Source organism: Xanthomonas sp. WHRI 6106, from assembly GCF_040202405.1.
Taxonomy (GTDB): Bacteria; Pseudomonadota; Gammaproteobacteria; order Xanthomonadales; family Xanthomonadaceae; genus Xanthomonas; species Xanthomonas cannabis.
Map to the genome: position 1 here is coordinate 443,535 of NZ_JBEGFC010000003.1, position 17,977 is coordinate 461,511.

Annotated in this window: 12 protein-coding genes and 1 riboswitch; of the genes, 6 read left to right on the plus strand and 6 right to left on the minus strand. The window is 65.3% G+C overall.

What is annotated here, in order from left to right; all coding sequences use genetic code 11:
* Positions 1-31 precede the first annotated feature (31 nt).
* Together leuD and leuB are read left to right on the plus strand one after the other, a co-directional pair.
* The gene (gene leuD / locus ABQZ09_RS07520; protein ID WP_039406294.1) at positions 32-679 is read left to right on the plus strand and encodes a 3-isopropylmalate dehydratase small subunit; all 648 of its coding nucleotides are present in this window, start codon (positions 32-34) and stop codon (positions 677-679) included.
* Between the two features lie 68 nt (positions 680-747).
* Positions 748-1,821, plus strand: a complete 1,074-nt coding sequence (gene leuB, locus ABQZ09_RS07525) for a 3-isopropylmalate dehydrogenase (protein WP_349776529.1) — start codon at positions 748-750, stop codon at positions 1,819-1,821.
* A gap of 750 nt (positions 1,822-2,571) precedes the next feature.
* Here leuB and ABQZ09_RS07530 read toward each other — a convergent pair.
* The 6 genes from ABQZ09_RS07530 to ABQZ09_RS07555 form a co-directional block, all read right to left on the minus strand.
* Positions 2,572-4,134, minus strand: a complete 1,563-nt coding sequence (locus ABQZ09_RS07530) for a 2-isopropylmalate synthase (protein WP_349776530.1) — start codon at positions 4,132-4,134, stop codon at positions 2,572-2,574.
* Positions 4,131-5,201 carry a threonine dehydratase gene (locus ABQZ09_RS07535; protein WP_228888285.1) on the minus strand — a complete coding sequence of 357 codons (1,071 nt, stop codon included), beginning with the start codon at positions 5,199-5,201 and terminating at the stop codon, positions 4,131-4,133. The genes ABQZ09_RS07530 and ABQZ09_RS07535 overlap by 4 nt, the downstream gene beginning before the upstream one ends.
* Before the next feature lie 138 nt (positions 5,202-5,339).
* Positions 5,340-5,597: an ACT domain-containing protein gene (locus ABQZ09_RS07540; RefSeq protein WP_039407267.1), complete on the minus strand. Its 258-nt coding sequence runs from the start codon at positions 5,595-5,597 to the stop codon at positions 5,340-5,342.
* Positions 5,581-7,302: an acetolactate synthase 2 catalytic subunit gene (ilvG, locus tag ABQZ09_RS07545; protein ID WP_349776531.1), complete on the minus strand. Its 1,722-nt coding sequence runs from the start codon at positions 7,300-7,302 to the stop codon at positions 5,581-5,583. The genes ABQZ09_RS07540 and ilvG overlap by 17 nt, the downstream gene beginning before the upstream one ends.
* 44 nt (positions 7,303-7,346) lie before the next feature.
* On the minus strand, positions 7,347-8,348 hold the full coding sequence (ilvC, locus tag ABQZ09_RS07550; RefSeq protein WP_179455468.1) for a ketol-acid reductoisomerase: 1,002 nt from the start codon (positions 8,346-8,348) through the stop codon (positions 7,347-7,349).
* A gap of 48 nt (positions 8,349-8,396) precedes the next feature.
* Positions 8,397-8,531: a hypothetical protein gene (locus tag ABQZ09_RS07555; RefSeq protein WP_266103827.1), complete on the minus strand. Its 135-nt coding sequence runs from the start codon at positions 8,529-8,531 to the stop codon at positions 8,397-8,399.
* 472 nt (positions 8,532-9,003) lie between these two features.
* Here ABQZ09_RS07555 and ggt point away from each other — a divergent pair, with 472 nt between their 5' ends.
* The 4 genes from ggt (at position 9,004) to ABQZ09_RS07575 (ending at position 17,902) form a co-directional block, all read left to right on the plus strand.
* On the plus strand, positions 9,004-10,713 hold the full coding sequence (gene ggt, locus ABQZ09_RS07560; protein ID WP_349776532.1) for a gamma-glutamyltransferase: 1,710 nt from the start codon (positions 9,004-9,006) through the stop codon (positions 10,711-10,713).
* A gap of 76 nt (positions 10,714-10,789) precedes the next feature.
* A complete protein-coding gene (locus tag ABQZ09_RS07565; RefSeq protein WP_349776533.1) occupies positions 10,790-12,628 on the plus strand; it encodes a methyl-accepting chemotaxis protein in 1,839 nt (612 codons plus the stop codon).
* Positions 12,629-13,068: 440 nt separating this feature from the next.
* Positions 13,069-13,166, plus strand: a riboswitch (TPP riboswitch).
* A 92-nt stretch (positions 13,167-13,258) separates the two neighbouring features.
* Positions 13,259-15,136: a phosphomethylpyrimidine synthase ThiC gene (gene thiC, locus ABQZ09_RS07570; protein WP_349776534.1), complete on the plus strand. Its 1,878-nt coding sequence runs from the start codon at positions 13,259-13,261 to the stop codon at positions 15,134-15,136.
* Positions 15,137-15,559: 423 nt separating this feature from the next.
* Complete coding sequence (locus tag ABQZ09_RS07575; RefSeq protein ID WP_349776535.1) at positions 15,560-17,902, plus strand: winged helix-turn-helix transcriptional regulator; 2,343 nt, start codon at positions 15,560-15,562, stop codon at positions 17,900-17,902.
* Positions 17,903-17,977: the final 75 nt, after the last annotated feature.

Below are 17,977 nucleotides of genomic sequence, written 5' to 3' on the forward strand. Positions count from 1 at the left end.
ATCCCCCAATCCCAAATCCCGGCCCCTCCCAATGACTCCTTTCACCCAACACACCGGACTGGTCGCGCCGCTGGATCGCGCCAACGTCGACACCGACCAGATCATTCCTAAACAATTCCTCAAGTCGATCAAGCGCACCGGCTTCGGGCCGAACCTGTTCGATGAGTGGCGGTATCTGGACATCGGCGAGCCTGGCCGCGACAACAGCCAGCGCCCGCTCAATCCGGAGTTCGTGCTCAATTTCCCGCGCTATCAGGGCGCCAGCGTGTTGCTGGCGCGCGAGAACTTCGGCTGCGGCTCCTCGCGCGAGCATGCGCCGTGGGCGCTGGACGAGTATGGCTTTCGCGCCGTGATCGCGCCCAGCTTCGCCGACATCTTCTTCAATAACAGCTTCAAGAACGGTCTGCTGCCGATCGTGCTGGCCGAGGCGGAAGTGGATGCCTTATTCGAACAGTGCCTGGCCACCGAGGGCTATCAGCTCACCGTGGATCTGGCCGCACAGCGTGTGCGCCGTCCCGATGGCGTGGAATACGGTTTCGACATCGACGCCTTCCGCAAGCATTGCCTGCTCAACGGGCTGGACGACATCGGTCTGACCCTGCAGGACGCCGATGCCATCGGTCGCTTCGAGCAAGGTCATCGCGCACGCCAACCGTGGTTGTTCGGCGCGTTGCAGTAATGCTTGCGTCGTGAACGCCGCAGCACAGTGAAACAACGGGTGCGGTAGCGCCCTTCCACGAGGATTGCATGAGCAAGCAGATTCTGATTCTTCCCGGCGACGGCATCGGCCCGGAAATCATGGCCGAAGCGGTCAAGGTGCTGACGCGCATCGATACGCAACACGGCTTGGGCGTCACCCTGGTGTACGACGAACTCGGTGGCGCGGCCTACGACAAGTACGGCAGCCCACTGGCCGATGAAACGCTGGAGCGCGCGCGCGCTGCCGATGCGGTGCTGCTGGGCGCCGTCGGTGGGCCGCAATGGGACACCATCGACCCATCGTTGCGCCCGGAGCGCGGCCTGCTCAAGATCCGCTCGCAGCTGGGCCTGTTCGCCAACCTGCGCCCGGCGTTGCTGTATCCGCAATTGGCCGATGCGTCCACGCTCAAACCGGAGGTGGTGTCCGGGCTGGATCTGTTGATCCTGCGCGAACTCACCGGCGGCATCTACTTCGGTCAGCCGCGCGGCACGCGCACGCTGGAGAACGGCGAGCGCCAGGCCTACGACACCTTGCCGTACAGCGAAAGCGAGATCCGCCGCATCGCTAAGGCCGGCTTCGAGATGGCGCGCTTGCGCGGCAAGAAGCTGTGCTCGGTCGACAAGGCCAACGTGCTGGCATCGAGCCAGCTCTGGCGTGCAGTGGTCGAAGAAGTCGCCAAGGACTACCCGGATATCGCGCTGTCGCACATGTACGTGGACAACGCGGCCATGCAGTTGGTGCGCGCGCCCAAGCAGTTCGACGTGATCGTGACCGACAACATGTTCGGGGACATTCTGTCCGACCAGGCATCCATGCTCACCGGCTCGATCGGCATGCTGCCGTCGGCCTCGCTGGATGCCAACAGCAAGGGCATGTATGAGCCCTGCCACGGCTCGGCGCCGGACATCGCAGGCAAGGGCATCGCCAATCCGCTAGCGACCATCCTGTCGTTAGCGATGATGTTGCGCTACACCTTCGCGCAGTCCGCAGCAGCTGATGCGATCGAGCAAGCGGTCGGCAAGGTACTCGACCAAGGTCTGCGCACTGCCGACATCTGGTCCGAAGGCACCACCAAGGTCGGCACCGTGGCGATGGGCGATGCAGTGGTAGCCGCGCTGTAAAGAGCCCGCTTCCGACGCGTTGTAGCTGTGCTGGTGGCTATCGTTCTTCGGGCGATAGCCACTTTCGTTTGGTGGCTCTCCAGGTGTGATCACATCAGTCAAGCGAAGCACTCGCATGGAAATTCTAGATGCTGTGCGCAAGATTGATCGGTGCGGAGTTGGTCGGCAGCGCGGCGCCGCATCCAGTGTCGGGACACGCCGTGAATCCGTCCGTGGAGGCTCGGTGGCGGCATCCATGCCGCCACACGGTCCCGCCCCCGGAAGCGACACCACGCTTCCACCATTGCTATCGCTGATCGGCAAGCAATGCTTCAAGCACGTGTTGATGCCTGCAGACTTCCCAGCCGATGAGATCGGCAAGCCATCTATCTGCTCACGTCGCCAGGATGGACGCTCCAAGGACCTTCAGCTCAACATGCCCTCTGCATTTCTTTCCGCAACCGATAGCAATTGGTGGTGCTTGCGCGGGTGCCGGTGTGGGACCTTGAGCGGCATGGATGCCGCGCCAGAGCCTACATGGACGGACTTGCGGCGTGTCCCACGCCGGTACACGTGCAAGCGCCCGCAGCAGACCGAAGCATTCGCACAAAACCGGCAGATCTCGTGTGCGAGGTTGTTCTGTGTCGGTACGAGTGCACGCGCCCGCAGCAGCCCGACGCACTTGCAAGAACGTTGGAACACCAAAACCAAAACGGCCAGCAGATCACTCCGCCGGCCGTCAGGCTTACATCGCCTTGCCAATGAGCAGCGTTACGCCACCGCAGCGGTCTTGCCGGCGATCACGCCGCGCTCGCGCTGGCGCAGCAGGCGGTTGGCCACATCCAGCCACGCCAGGGCGCTGGCTTCGATGATGTCCTTGCTGGTGCCGGTGCCTTCGTATTCCACGCCGTCGTGGCGCACGCTCAGGCTGGCTTCGCCACGCGCATCCGCGCCGATGCCCACGCTGTGCACTTGGTAGCTGTCCAGCTCCAGCTTCACGCCGGTCGCCGAGGCCAAGGCTCCGAAGAGTGCATCCACCGGCCCGTTGCCCTGCGCCGTCTCGGCCACGCGGTTGCCTTCCGGGTCGGACAATTCCACCAAGGCGTTCGCACGGCTGCCCACATCGCTGATGGTCATCGACGCCAGGCGGTAACCTTCCTGCACGGTGGCGTCCTGCATCATCGCCTGCAGGTCGGCGTCGGTGACCACGCGCTGCTTCTCGCACAGCGCCTTGAACTGCTCGAACACCAGCTTGACTTCTTCTTCTTCCAGCAAGTAACCCAGTGCACGCAGGCGCTGTTCCACCGCGGCGCGGCCGCTGTGGCGGCCCAGCACCATCTGCGACGACTCCCAGCCCACGTCTTCCGGGCGCATGATTTCGTAGGTACCGCGATGGCGCAGCATGCCGTGCTGGTGGATGCCCGATTCGTGCGCGAACGCGTTGCCGCCCACCACCGCCTTGTTGCGCTGTACCGGCATGCCGACCAGGCGCTGCAGCAACTGCGAGGTGGAGACGATGCGCGGGGTATTGATGTCGGTATCGATGTTGTAGAACGCACCGCGCACCTTCAGTGCCATGGTGATTTCTTCCAGCGCGCAGTTGCCTGCACGCTCGCCGATACCGTTGATGGTGCATTCGACCTGGCGGGCGCCGCCTTCGATGGCGGCCAGCGAATTGGCCACGGCCAGACCCAGGTCGTTGTGGCAGTGCGCACTGAAGATCACGTTGTCGGCAGCGTCGACGGCGGAGATCAGGCGCGAGAACATGCCGCGGATTTCTTCCGGCGTGGTGAAGCCCACCGTGTCGGGCAGGTTGATCGTAGTGGCGCCGGCCGCGATCGCCACGCGGGTGACCTCGATCAGGAAATCTTCCTCGGTGCGCGTGGCGTCCTCGGCAGAAAACTCCACATCGTCGATGTAGCTGCGCGCCAACGTCACGTGCTTGTGTACCGATTCCAGCACCTGCTCGCGGCTCATCCGCAGCTTGTGCTCACGGTGCACCGGGCTGGTCGACAGGAAGACATGCAGCCGCGGATTGGCAGCCGCTTCCAGCGCCTTGGCCGAGGTTTCGATGTCGGCTTGCAGGCAGCGCGACAACACGGCCAGCGTCGGGCGACGCAGCTCGCGGCCGATCATCGCCACCGCTTCGCGGTCCGACTGCGAGCTGGCCGGGAAACCGGTTTCGATGATGTCCACGCCGAGTTCGTCCAGCGCGCGCGCCATGACCAGCTTCTGCTGGGGCGTCATGCTGCAGCCGGGGGATTGCTCGCCGTCGCGCAGGGTGGTGTCGAAAATTCGGATACGCGGGGTCTGGTTGGATACGTTCGTGTTCACCAGGAAGACTCCTCTACGGCGATGGCGGTGACAGGCGTTGAAGCGACTGCGGATGGGCGGGAAAGAGCGGGTGGTTGGTTGGGTGGCTTGACGCTACGTTCGTTGCGAAGCCGCTCGGTGTTGCGACGACGCGGTTTGCGTGGCGGACGCGGCCGCACCTCGGACAAGAGTGTGGCCAACACGGTTGCGTCGATATTACCGCCAGAGACCACCGCACATTTGCGTTTGCCTGCCACACGGCGACCAGCGGCCAGGGCCAGGGCACCGGCGCCTTCGGCAATCACGTGTTCTTCCAGTGCCAGGCGCACCAGGGTTTCGCGTAATTCGGCTTCGCGCACGATCACCACGTCGTCGAGCAGGCTCGAGCACAGGCGGCGGGTGAGAAAGCCGGGAATCTTAACCTTGACCCCATCGGCCAGCGTGGGCACGGGAGCGATTTCGCGCAGGTCGCCGCGCACGGCGCGCGCCATCGAGTCCACGCCTTCGACCTGCGCGCCGACCACGCGCACGCCCTGCGACTTGAGCGCCAACGCAATACCGGAGGCCAGCCCACCACCGCCGATCGGCACGATCACCACGTCCGGCGCATGCGCCGCCAGCTCGATCCCGACCGTGCCCTGGCCGGCGATCACGTCCGGGTCGTCGAAGGCGGACAGGAAGCGATAGCCGTTCTGGTCGGCCAGCTCGCGGGCAAAGGCGAAGGCCTCGTCGTAACTGTTGCCATGCTGGCGCACGGTGGCGCCCCAGTGGGCGACGCCGGCGATCTTGGTCTGCGGCGCGCCGTGCGGCATCACCGTGATGGCTTGCACACCCAGCCGATAGGCCGACCACGCGACACCTTGCGCGTGATTACCGGCCGAGGCACAGATCACCGGGCGCTCGTCGCCGCGTTCCAGACCGGCCAGCAAGGCATTCAAGGCGCCGCGCACCTTGTAGGAGCCGGTGCGCTGCAGGTTTTCCAGCTTCAACCACACGCCGAAGCGTTCGGCGTAATGCAGTGGCGTGGGCGAGAGGTACTTGCGCAGGCGCGCCTGTGCAGCCAGCACATCGGCCACGCTGACGGCCACGTCGCCTACGTCGGGCTCCTGCGTGGTGGGGCGGCCGGAATCAGGCATTGCGGCACGCGCGCGGCCGATCCGGAAGAAGACACCTCCGGACAGCGGTCTGGTGGTCACGCGAGGTCTGCGTACGCGGAGCCTGGGTGCTCATGCAGCGGCCTCGACCGATTCCAGCGTGACGATGCTGACCGATTCGCAGTCGTAGACCTTTTCCAGCTGCAGACGCAGCGTCTCCGGTGGACGGCTGCTGTCCACGTCCAGTTGCAGATGCCAGCGGCCGGCATCGTCCGGCGCCGCAGCACCCTGGATGGCGCACGGGCGGAACCCGCGGCGCTCGGTCATGCCGATCACCCGCACCAGTGCGCCTTCGGCCGGCTTCAGCACCAGATCAAGCCGGTAACGCATGTGTCGTCTCCTTGGCCGCGTGTGCGGGGTTGCTGTCCAGCATGGTGCTGTTGGCATTGTTGGGTGGCACCAGCGGCCACACGTTGGCACGCGCATCGATGGCCACATGCAGCAGGCCTGGGCCCGGTTGCGCCAGCAGGTCGGCCAGCGCGGCATCCACATCGCCGCGCGCGATGATGCGCTTGGCCGGGATGCCGAATACCTGCGCCAAGGCCGCGAAATCCGGGTTGTCGGACAGATCGATCTCGCTGTAGCGCTCGGCAAAGAACAGTTCCTGCCACTGCCGCACCATGCCCAGCGAACTGTTATCCAGCAGCACGATCTTCACCGGCAGCTTGCAGCGCGCGATGGTCACCAGCTCCTGCACGTTCATCATGAAACTGCCATCGCCGGAGACCAGCACCACGGTGCGGTCGGGGCAGGCGAACTGCGCGCCCATCGCCGCCGGCAGGCCGAAGCCCATGGTGCCCAGCGCGCCGCTGGTGAGGTGATTACGTGGATCGTTGAAGCGGCAATGCTGGGCCACCCACATCTGATGCTGGCCGACATCGCAGGCGATGATGGTGTCGGCCGGCGCCACTTCGCTCAGGCGCTTCAGCAGCGCCGGCGCATAGATATCGGTGCCGGGCGCGTCGTAGCGCGCGCCGAATTTTTCGCGGTTGGCAAAGCAGCGCGTGCGCCAGGCCTGGCAGTTGCCACGCGCCGCACTCAGTGCTTTCAGACTCGTTGCCACATCGCCGGGCACCGCGATATCGGCGGTGCGCAGCTTGGAGATTTCATACGCGTCGGCATCCAGATGGATGACACGCGCAAACGGGGCGAACTCGCTCAGCTTGCCGGTGGCACGGTCGTCGAACCGTGCGCCCACCACCACCAGCAGGTCGCATTCCTGGATGGCCATATTGGCCGCACGGGTGCCGTGCATGCCCAGCATGCCCAGGTAATCCGGATGCGCATGCGGCAATGCGCCCAGGCCGCGCAAGGTCAGCGCGGTCGGGATGCCGGTGGCTTCGACAAAGCGCCGGAATGCCTCAACTGCGCCCGCCAATGCAATTCCGCCACCGCCATACACCACCGGGCGCTCGGCACCGGCGATCGCCGCCAGTGCATCGGCCAGTTTGGCGTCCGCAGGTGCCGGCGGCGGCAACACGGCCGCTGGCACGTGCTCAGGCAGGTGCGACGCATCGGCAATCTGCACGTCCTTGGGCAGATCGATCAACACCGGGCCCGGGCGACCCTCGCGCGCAATGCGAAATGCCTCGCGCACCATCTCCGGAAGATCCTCCACACGCCGCACCAGGAAGCTGTGCTTGACGATCGGCATGGTCATGCCGAACACGTCCAGCTCCTGGAACGCGTCGGTGCCCAGCAAGGGCGTGGCGACCTGGCCGGTCAGGCACACCATCGGCACCGAATCGAGCATGGCGTCGGCAATGCCGGTGACCAAGTTGGACGCGCCCGGGCCGGAGGTGGCCACGCACACGCCGACCTGGCCGCTGGCACGGGCGTAGCCGTTGGCGGCGAGGGCGGCGCCTTGTTCGTGGCGCACCAGGATGTGCTTGAGCCTGGAATCCACCAGGGCGTCGTAGAACGGCATGATGGTGCCGCCCGGATAGCCGAACAGCGTTTCCACGCCTTCGGCTTCCAGGGCCTGCGTCAGCCAGCGCGCGCCGTTGCGGGGCGTGCTGTGTGCGGAGGTGTTCATGCGTTGCGGACCTTCGGTGTTAAGCGGTGGGGGATGCGGCGGCGTTATGCCGCCTGTTGATTCGCAGGTGCGGCGGCGGCCTGCTGTTCGCCGTTGAGCCACACCATCTTGGCGCGCAGCTTCTTGCCCACTTCTTCGATCGGGTGCTCCAGATCGGCCTGCTTGAACTTGCTGTAGTTCGGCAGGCCTGCTTCGTATTCGGCCACCCAGTTCTTGGTGAAGGTGCCGTTCTGGATGTCGGTCAGCACGTCCTTCATGCGCGCCTTGGTGCTGGCATCAATCACCCGCGGGCCGCTGACATAGTCGCCGTATTGGGCGGTTTCGGACACGAATTCCAGCATGCGGGTGATGCCGCCTTCGTAGAACAGGTCCACGATCAACTTCAATTCGTGCAGCACTTCGTAGTACGCGATTTCCGGCTGGTAGCCGGCTTCCACCAATACTTCGAAACCGGCCTGCACCAGCGACGAGGCGCCGCCGCACAGCACCGCCTGCTCGCCGAAGAGATCGGTTTCGGTCTCTTCCTTGAAGGTGGTCTTGATGATATTGGCGCGCGCGCCGCCCAGGCCGCCGGCATAGGTCAGCGCGAACTGCTCGGCCTTGCCGCTGGTGTCCTGGTACACCGCATAGATGCACGGCACGCCGCGGCCGATCTCATATTCGCGACGCACCAGCGCGCCCGGGCCCTTGGGCGCGACCAGCACCACGTCCAGATCGGCGCGCGGTTTGATCATGTCGAAATGCACGTTCAGGCCATGCGCGAACAACAGGCAGGCGCCCTGCTTCATGTTGGGGGCGATGACCTCCTCGTAGAGCTTCTTCTGCACCATGTCCGGGGTCAGGATGGCGACCAGGTCGGCGCTCTTGACCGCCTCGGCGGGGGCCACGACGGTGAAGCCGTCGGCCTGCGCCTTGGATTCGGTCGGGCCCCCGGCACGCAGGCCGACGGTGACGTCGAAGCCGGAATCGCGCAGGTTCAGCGCATGCGCGCGGCCCTGGCTGCCGTAGCCGATGATCGCGATTTTCGGTTGGGTGTCGTTGCTCATGAAGGTGTCCTTGCGGGGTTGGCAGTGGAGATGGGCAGTGGAAAGAGATCAGCCGGCAGTGCAGACACTGGCCGGCTGAGCAAAGCGGGGATGAGCGACGCCGCCGCACATGCAGACGCAGGCAGCAGCGCCGGTGCGGGCATTGCTGGAAGACGTTCTGGCGATGGTGGTGATGTCGTTCATGTCATTCGAAACTTTTGGTAGTCCCTGAAACGCGAAACCCCGCGCCGTTGCCGGTGCGGGGTCTGATCGAAGCCTTGTGTGTTTGTTGCCTACACGAAGTCTCGTCCCGCACCGGTTGGCGAGGTAATAAGTACGAGCACGAGAAGCGACGCTGCCGGCACGCCGAAGGGCGCGGGCATCGGAGCGTTCGAGGTGGTGTGGCGGTGCGGCATGGGCCTGAGATAACCACCGCGGCCGGTGAGGTGTCAACCCTTGCGGCTGAAACATCCGCATTCATGCGGCCGGCGGTGCGCCAGGCCGCATGACAGCAGCATGGTTGCGGCTGAAACCGGATTGCACGTGTACCGGAATCGCCAACGGACATCACCAACTGCGCGGTTTTTCCGTGTGCGATGGCATCGAACGAGCGCCGCGACAGAGGCCGCTGGTATGGTGAGCCCTTCATCCGTCGTGTCATGGGGAGCTGTTGATCATGCGTCGCGTACCTGTCTTGCTGGTGTCTGCCCTGGCGCTACTCGCGCCGCCTCTCGGCGCCGCCGACCGGATCACCGGGCAGCCCTTCGCCACCCGCTCGGAAGTCATTGCGCCGCATGCCATGGCCGCGACCTCGCAGCCGCTGGCGACCCAGATCGCCCTGGACGTGATGAAGAACGGTGGCTCGGCGGTCGACGCGGCGATCGCGGCCAATGCGGCGCTGGGCCTGATGGAACCCACCGGCAACGGGGTGGGCGGGGATCTGTTCGCGATCGTGTGGGACCCCAAGACCAGCAAGCTTTACGGTTACAACGGTTCGGGCCGCTCGCCCAAGTCGCTGACCCTGGCCGAGTTCCAGCGTCGCGGCCTGAAGGACATTCCGCCCACCGGCCCGCTGCCGGTCTCGGTGCCGGGCGCGGTGGACGGCTGGTTCGCGCTGCATGAGCGCTTCGGGCGCAAGCCGATGGCGCAGAACCTGGCACCGGCGATTCGTTACGCGCGCGAAGGCCATCCGGTGGCCGAAACCATTGCCTATTACTGGGACCGTTCGGTACCGCGCCTGTCGCAATACCCCGGCTTCCAGGAGCAGTTCACCATCGACGGCCACGCCCCGCGCAAAGGCGAGCTGTGGAAGAACCCGAACCTGGCCAATACGCTGCAGCAGATCGCCGACGGCGGCCGCGATGCGTTCTACAAGGGCGAGATCGCGCGCACCATCGGTGCCTACTTCAAGGCCAATGGCGGCTACCTGAGCTACGAAGACATGGCCAGCCATCAGGGCGAGTGGGTGGAGCCGGTCAGCACCAACTATCGCGGCTACGACGTCTGGGAGCTGCCGCCCAACAGCCAGGGCATCGCCGCGCTGCAGATGCTCAACATCCTGGAAGCCTACGATTTTTCCAAGATCCCGTTCGGCTCGGCCGAGCATGTGCACCTGTTCACCGAGGCCAAGAAGCTGGCGTTTGCCGACCGTGCACGCTTCTACGCCGACCCGGCCTTCCAGCCCGCACCGCTGGCCAGGCTGGTGTCCAAGGACTACGCGGCCCAGCGCCGCGCGCTGATCTCCATGGACAAGGCGCTCAAGGAAGTACAGCCGGGCACACCCAAGCAACTGGAAGAGGGCGACACCATCTACATGACCGTGGCCGATGCCGACGGCATGATGGTGTCGCTGATCCAGTCCAACTACCGCGGCATGGGCAGCGGCATGGCGCCGCCGGGGCTGGGCTTCATCCTGCAGGACCGCGGCGAGATGTTCGTGCTGAAGAAGGATCACCCCAACGGTTACGCACCGGGCAAGCGGCCGTTCCAGACCATCATCCCGGCCTTCGTCACCAAGGACGGCAAGCCGTGGCTGAGCTTCGGCGTGATGGGCGGTGCGATGCAGCCGCAGGGCCATGTGCAGATCGTGATGAACCTGGTGGACTTTCACATGAATCTGCAGGAAGCCGGCGATGCGCCGCGCATCCAGCATGAAGGCTCCACCGAGCCCACCGGCCAGGCCACTGCGATGAGCGATGGCGGCGAGCTCAATCTGGAGACGGGGTTCTCCTACGACACCATTCGCGCGTTGATGCGCAAAGGCCACCGGGTGATTTTTGCCGATGGCCCGTATGGTGGCTACCAGGCGATTGCGCGCGACCCCGGCAATGGCGTGTATTACGGCGCTTCCGAAAGCCGCAAGGACGGGCAGGCCGCCGGTTATTGAGTCGCTGCGGATGAGTACGCCGCTCAACTCTGCCTATGGCGCGCCGCTAACCACACTGACGGTTTAGGAAATCCCCATGAGCTCGATGCAATCGTCTGACCTGCCTGCGCACGCGCGCGCTGCACTGCTCCCCGACGCGCCGGTCGCCTTGCTGCGGCTGTCTGCGGAGGCGTGTGTGGTCGCCTGCAACCGTGCCGGCCTGGACGTGCTGGGCAAGACAGCCAATGAATTGGACGGTTTGCCGGCAAGCATACTGTGGGGACTGAGCGTCACCGATCTGGTCGGCGACGAGGGTGTGTGGGCCGCTCCGGGCGACGACCCGGCCCGGCGTGTGCGTTACACCCGCGACCGCGAGCATGGCGGCTGGCTACTGTCGTTGCCGCACGTGGAGACCGCAATCTTGCTGCGCGAAGCCACCCGGCTGGCCGACGGCAGCCGCCCGGTGCCGATCTCACCGCTGCTGCAGCCCCTGGTGGCACGTCTGCAGGCCGAGCACGAAGACCGCACCGTGCTGGAGCGTACCGCGCAGGCGCTGGCTGGTTGCGAGCTGGAACTGCTGTTACCGCCCGGGCTGGCAGACACCGAAATGGGACGCCGCCTCCAAGCCGGCTTCGGTAATCTGGCCGAAGCGATCCGCCAGGCGGTCGCGCTGTCGGTGCAGATCGCCGCCGAAGTCCCGCCGTTGGTGGCCGAAAACGACGAGATGGTGCGTCAATCGCAGGCGCAGACCGAGGCACTGGACGGCGCACGCATGGCAGTGGAAAGGTTGTCGTCGAGCCTGCAGGACGTCAATGCCGAACTGGCGCAGGTGATTGCGCTGGCCGCCAGCGCTGATGACAGCGCGCGCCAGGGCGTGGCTGCGGCACACGCATTGGGCCAGGCCATGCACGAAGTGGAGCGCCGCGCGGCACGCGCCGGCGAGGTCATCGAGGTCATCGACTCGGTGGCGTTCCAAACCAATATCCTGTCGATCAACGCAAGCATCGAAGCAGCACATGCCGGCGATGCCGGGCGCGGCTTTGCGGTGGTCGCCACCGAGATTCGTCGTCTGGCCGAACGCGCGGCGACCGCGGCGCGCGATGTGCGCGCGATCCTGGCCGAAACCAGCGCTGCAGTCGGCGAAGGTGCCGCGTCCGCGCGCGGCACCGAAGCGGTACTCGATGGCATCACCCGCGTGCTCGGACAGGCCAGTACCGCAATGAACACGGTGGCTGGGCGCATCCAGGCGCAGGATGGCGAAATTCGCGGCATCGAGCGTGCGGTGGACGGCGTGGTGGCGCTGGGTCGCAGCAATCTGCAGCACGCTGCGCATGTGGCCGAACGCAGCGAAGCACTAGAACGCGGCACCGAAACCTTGCGCGACTGCGTTGGCCTGTTTCGTCTGCCCGCCGACCCGCTGCAGGTACCCAGGCACGCGCGGGTCAAGGAACTTGCTGTTGCCACGGCGGGCAAGATCGGCACTGCATTGGCGCAGGCCATTGCGCGCGGGCAGATCGACGAAGCGGCGTTGTTCGCGCGCACCTACACGCCGATCGCCGGCGTGGAGCCGCCCAAGTTCAGCACCGATTTCGACGCGGTCTGCGATCACGTGCTGCCCCCGTTGCAGGAGCCGTTGCTGGACGCGCATCCGTGGATCGTGTTCGCGATCTGTGCCAATCCCGATGGCTACGTGCCCACCCACAATCTGCGTTTCACCCAGCCGCTGACCGGCGATGCCAAACGCGATCTGGTCGGCAACCGCACCAAGCGCAAGTTCACCGACCGCGTCGGCCGCAGCGTCGGCGCACACACCGACCCCTACCGCCTGCAGGTCTACCGCCGCGACACCGGTCAGATCATGTTCGACCTGTCGGCCCCGATCTTCGTCGATCGCAAGCACTGGGGCGGCCTGCGGGTGGGATACACCCTGGAGTGACCGGGAGACCCACGCGTGCGAGGGTGTCGCCGCGTGCGCGGTACTGCATCCGGCCGGACCCTGGCCGCCGTGCGTCAACGCGGCAACCCAAAAAAAAGCCGCCGGAATCGGCGGCAGGGAGAGAGAGCAGGTTTCTTGTTGTAGTGCCGGCAGGCTAGTTGCACGGTGTGCCGCGGAAATGTCTGCGCATGTCAGCGAGCAGGCACCAAACGTCCTGTTCAGCTCTTGGTGATCTGCAAGGTCGCTTCGTATCAGACTGCTGCTGATCGCAAATCATGGTCGCCGGCCGTGATCGTTCCGCAATAAGCAGGCGCGTCCAGCTGGATACGCCCCATCCGGCTAACGGGTGAGCGCTTCCTCCCTGCGGATGCGCTTTCTCGTGAGTTCCTTCCGCAAAGCTGCTCGCGCGCGCCGTGAGCGCAGGCGATGTGGTTTAATCGCCGCCGAAGTGGGGGTACCGCAGCGCGCTGCGGTTGAGATAGTCCCTTCGAACCTGATCCGGCTCATACCGGCGTAGGGAAGCTTCGTTAGATGCGAGGGTCCGTGCCTGCACGGGCACCTGAGTGTTGAGCGCCGCCGCTTCGTCCGCACTGCGACTCCTTCGCAGGGCCAGCACACAGGACGAATGCCATGAATGCCGCGCCCACCGTTTTGCAGCAACAAGCCCAGTCGTTGTCCCAGGCTGTCACCCAGCCGATTCCCGGGTCCCGCAAGATCTTCGTGCAAGGCTCGCGCGCGGATCTGCAGGTGCCGATGCGCGAGATTGCGTTGACGCGCACGCCCACGTTGTTCGGTGGCGAAGACAATGCGCCGCTCAGCGTCTACGACACCTCCGGGCCCTACACCGACCCACAGGCGGCCATCGATCTGGCTGCCGGTCTGGCACCGCTGCGCACGCAGTGGATTGGCGAGCGCGGCGACACCGTGGCGCTGGATGGATTGAGTTCCAGCTTCGGGCGCGGACGCGAGCACGATGCGCGGCTGGATGCAGTGCGTTTCCCGGCGCGTCGTCTGCCGCGCGTGGCCCGGGAAGGCGCCAACGTCACCCAGATGCATTACGCACGGCGCGGCATCATCACGCCGGAGATGGAGTTCGTGGCAATTCGCGAAAACCAGCGGTTGGAGGCGGTGGCCGATGCGGTCTTGCGCAAGCAGCATCCCGGCGAGTCGTTCGGTGCGGCGATCCAGCAGCGCATCACGCCGGAATTTGTGCGCGACGAGATTGCACGCGGCCGCGCGATTCTGCCCAACAACATCAACCACCCGGAAAGCGAACCGATGATCATCGGTCGCAATTTCCTGACCAAGATCAACGCCAACATCGGCAACAGCGCGGTGTCTTCGGGCATCGCCGAAGAAGTGGAAAAACTGGTGTGGTCGATCCGTTGGGGCGGCGACACGGTGATGGACCTGTCCACCGGCAAGCACATCCACGAAACGCGCGAGTGGATCATCCGCAATTCGCCGGTGCCGATCGGCACGGTGCCGATCTACCAAGCGCTGGAAAAAGTGGACGGGCGTGCCGAAGCCCTCACCTGGGAGATTTTCCGCGACACCTTGATCGAGCAGGCCGAGCAAGGCGTGGATTACTTCACCATCCATGCCGGTGTGCTGTTGCGCTACGTGCCGCTTACCGCAAAACGCGTTACCGGTATCGTCTCGCGTGGTGGCTCGATCATGGCCAAGTGGTGCCTGGCGCATCACAAGGAGAATTTTCTCTACACGCACTTCGAAGACATCTGCCAGATCATGAAGGCCTACGACGTGGCGTTTTCGCTGGGCGATGGCCTGCGCCCGGGTTGTATTGCCGATGCCAACGACGCGGCGCAGTTCGGCGAGCTGGAGACGTTGGGCGAGTTGACCAGGCTCGCCTGGCAGCACGACGTGCAGACCATGATCGAAGGCCCGGGCCATGTGCCGATGCAGTTGATCAAGGAAAACATGGACAAGCAGCTGCGCGAATGCGGCGAAGCGCCGTTCTACACCCTGGGGCCGTTGACCACTGATATCGCGCCCGGTTACGACCACATCACCAGCGCGATCGGCGCGGCGATGATCGGCTGGTTCGGCACGGCGATGCTCTGCTACGTCACGCCGAAGGAGCACCTGGGTCTGCCCAACCGGCAGGACGTGCGCGACGGCATCATGGCCTACAAGATCGCTGCGCATGCAGCCGACCTCGCCAAGGGACATCCCGGGGCGCAGGTGCGCGACAACGCCTTGAGCAAGGCGCGTTTCGAATTCCGTTGGGACGACCAGTTCCATCTCGGGCTGGATCCGGAAAAGGCCAGGGAGTTTCACGACGAAACCCTGCCCAAGGACGCGCACAAGCTGGCGCACTTCTGTTCGATGTGCGGGCCGCACTTCTGTTCCATGAAGATCACCCAGGACGTACGCGACTACGCGGCCGAGCACGGCATGGGCGCCGACCGTGCGTTGTCAGCCGGCATGGAGGAAAAGGCGTTGCAGTTCTTGGCGCAGGGCGCACAGGTGTATCGCGCGTCCTGATGCCGCCAGGCGCCCGCTGCCGAGCTCGGGCGAAGTGGTCGCTTAACAGGAATTCAGGTTTTCGCGAGCAGATCGCATCGTGGTGCGCAAGTGCCACGGTGGGGTCGCGCTGCAAGCGATTACACAGCACAAGGCTCTCGACGGTTTTACCTGAATCGCAGATAAAAAAATCGCGCCAGAAGGCGCGAAGGGAACATCGTCGTTATTTGAATTCGTCGGCGAGAGAGAGAGAGCCTGACGTCGCCGCCTGTCATAGGAAGCAACGGGGCATAGGGTAAAATTTGCACCAAATGGATGCATGACACAGTTGGTCGTGGTCCTTTGCTGAATTTGGCGTTTCGCACGGATTGCGTGATGCGTCCTTTGTTGTCCTTGCATGCCGATGCGTGTTTTTTGCCGATGAGTGTCCCTCCCGTTACTGCAATGCCCTCTGGCCGGCTGCGCGTCGGCCCGTGCGTGGTCGACGTTGCCTCGCGCGAAGTGCATGCGCCCGGAGCCAGGCGTGTCGCGCGGCTGGCGCCCAAATCCCTGGCGGTCTTGCTTAGCCTGGCGCGGCAGCCGGGGCAGGTGGTCACGCGTGAGCAGCTGCTCGCCGACGTGTGGCCCGATACCTTGCCCACCAATGATGTGGTCACCCAGGCGGTGACGCAGCTGCGCAAGGCGCTGGCCACTCATGGGAGCCAGCGCTCGGAGCACATCGAAACGATTGCCAAGACCGGCTATCGGCTGATGGCGCCGGTGGCGTGGGAGACGGAGAGTGACCCGCTGGTGGCGCAGGTGCCTGGCGCGCAATCGCCGTCGCATGCGCAGGCGCCGGCAGTTCTGGATGCAGCGCTGTCCGCGCCTGCAGCGCGCGTGAGTGCAACAGCGCCGACCATCCCTGTTCCCGCACCGGCGCAAGGCCCATCTTCGCGTGCTGCTGCGATGACGCCGCGGCGGCGGCGCTGGATGGCTTTGGCGATCGCGGGCGTGGCCTTGCTGGCGGTGCTCGGACTGGCACTGCGCACGCTCTGGCTGCATGCGCCGGCCGACCCGGTGGCGACATCGAGCGCGGTGCCGGGCAGCCCCAAACGACCGTACCAGGTGATTACCGCCGGCGGCGGATTCGATCTCACTCCCAGCCTGTCGCCGGACGGCCGCATGGTCGCGTATGCATCGTTGACCAGCGATCGTCCGGGGACGTCGATCCTGATCAAGACGACCGACAACGCCTACCCGCGCGTGCTGGAAACACCGGCGCCCGGCATCTCCGATCGCCTGCCTGCTTGGTCGCCGGACGGCCGTGAGATTGCGTTCTCCAGGCAGGCTCCGGATGGAAGCTGCAGGGTCATGATTGCGGCGGCAAGCGGCCCGGCCGCAGCGCGCGAGGTGGCCCGCTGCGATGGCGCGGACATGCTCAGTTTCAGCTGGTCGCCCGACGGGCGTGCGTTGTTGTTCGGCAGCATGACCGGCGCACAGGGGGGCGCGCGGATTCGGCGCCTGGATCTGGGCACCGGGCAGTGGCAGGCGCTGCGCTACAGCGCGGAGCCGGGCGACTTCGACTACGCGCCGGGCTATTCCCCGGACGGGCAGTGGATCGTGTTCCTGCGCAACCCCCAGCTCGGCGACCTGTGGCGGATGCCTGCACAGGGCGGCACTGCCGAGCGGTTGACGCATGACAATGCCGATATTCGCGGTTGGAGCTGGTTGCGCGACGGGAGCGGGCTGGTATTCGGGCGCCGCGTGGATAGCGAGGCGCGCTTGTATCGGCTGGATCTGGTCGATCGCAGCCTGCATGACCTGGGCGTGGACGATGCGCAGGCGCCGGACGTGGCGCACGACCACCTGGTCTTCGTGCAGCGCAAGCCGCAGTTTGGTGTGTATCAGGTCATTCATGACCCCATGAATGGCGGCTACATCCGGCGCCGCCTGTTTCCCTCCAGCGGGCGCGATGACCAGCCGATGATCGCGCCGGATGGTCGCCAACTCATCTTCGCCTCTAACCGCTCCGGCGCGTATGGGCTGTGGTGGGGCGACGTCACCCAGCCCGGCTCGGTGCGGCTGATCGAAGGCTTGCGGCCGGATGCGCGGCAGGCGGCGGATTGGTCCGCCGACTCGCGAAAGGTGCTGGTCAGCGGCAGCGATGCCGACGGGCATGCGGCGCTGTTCGAAGTGACCCCGGGGACCGGCAAGGCCGTGCGCCTTGCGGTGCCCCAGGCGCGGCCGTTACAGGCGATCCATCTTCCCGATCCTGATCGCTTGCTGGTCGCGGCCGCGGCCGACGATGGCCACACCTTCGCCACGCTGTACGACCGCCGCAGTACGCCGTGGCGCGCGCTGGCCACGCTGGCGGACGTGTCGCAGCTACGGCTGGACCGGGTCAGCGGGCAGGTGCTGTTCACGCATCTGAGTGGTGGCGGGCTGTGGCAGATCGCGCCGACGCTGGCGGCCGATACGCTGCAGCCGGTGGACCCGCAGCAGCCGACGCGTTGGCGTTATCGCAGCTGGGCGCCCGGCGCCAATGGCCAGGTGCACTACCTGTCGTCCAGCGACAGTTGCGCGACGCATGACAGCGAGTTGCGCAGCCAGCATGCGCAATGCCTGGACGTGGCGAAGTTCACCACCATCAATGGCTTCAGCCTCGATCAGCGCAGCGGCGCGATGTATGTCGCGCTGGCGGAAGAGGATGGCAGTTCGATCGCCTACATGGCACTGCCCGGACGTTCGTCGGTCCCTGTCGGCTTCATATCCAACTTGTTGACGATATTGAGAAAAGTCGCCTCGTAATTTATTCGGAAAGGCTTCGTATCGATTTCGGCACTCCTTCGTCGGAACTTCCTGACTCACGCCAGATTCGGCAAG

Coding starts and splice junctions, on each gene's coding strand:
- leuD (WP_039406294.1), top strand. CDS start 32: ATGACTCCTTTCACCCAACACACCGGACTGGTCGCGCCGCTGGATCGC.
- leuB (WP_349776529.1), top strand. CDS start 748: ATGAGCAAGCAGATTCTGATTCTTCCCGGCGACGGCATCGGCCCGGAA.
- ABQZ09_RS07540 (WP_039407267.1), bottom strand. CDS start 5,597: ATGCGTTACCGGCTTGATCTGGTGCTGAAGCCGGCCGAAGGCGCACTG.
- ilvG (WP_349776531.1), bottom strand. CDS start 7,302: ATGAACACCTCCGCACACAGCACGCCCCGCAACGGCGCGCGCTGGCTG.
- ilvC (WP_179455468.1), bottom strand. CDS start 8,348: ATGAGCAACGACACCCAACCGAAAATCGCGATCATCGGCTACGGCAGC.
- ABQZ09_RS07555 (WP_266103827.1), bottom strand. CDS start 8,531: ATGAACGACATCACCACCATCGCCAGAACGTCTTCCAGCAATGCCCGC.
- ggt (WP_349776532.1), top strand. CDS start 9,004: ATGCGTCGCGTACCTGTCTTGCTGGTGTCTGCCCTGGCGCTACTCGCG.
- ABQZ09_RS07565 (WP_349776533.1), top strand. CDS start 10,790: ATGAGCTCGATGCAATCGTCTGACCTGCCTGCGCACGCGCGCGCTGCA.
- thiC (WP_349776534.1), top strand. CDS start 13,259: ATGAATGCCGCGCCCACCGTTTTGCAGCAACAAGCCCAGTCGTTGTCC.
- ABQZ09_RS07575 (WP_349776535.1), top strand. CDS start 15,560: ATGCCCTCTGGCCGGCTGCGCGTCGGCCCGTGCGTGGTCGACGTTGCC.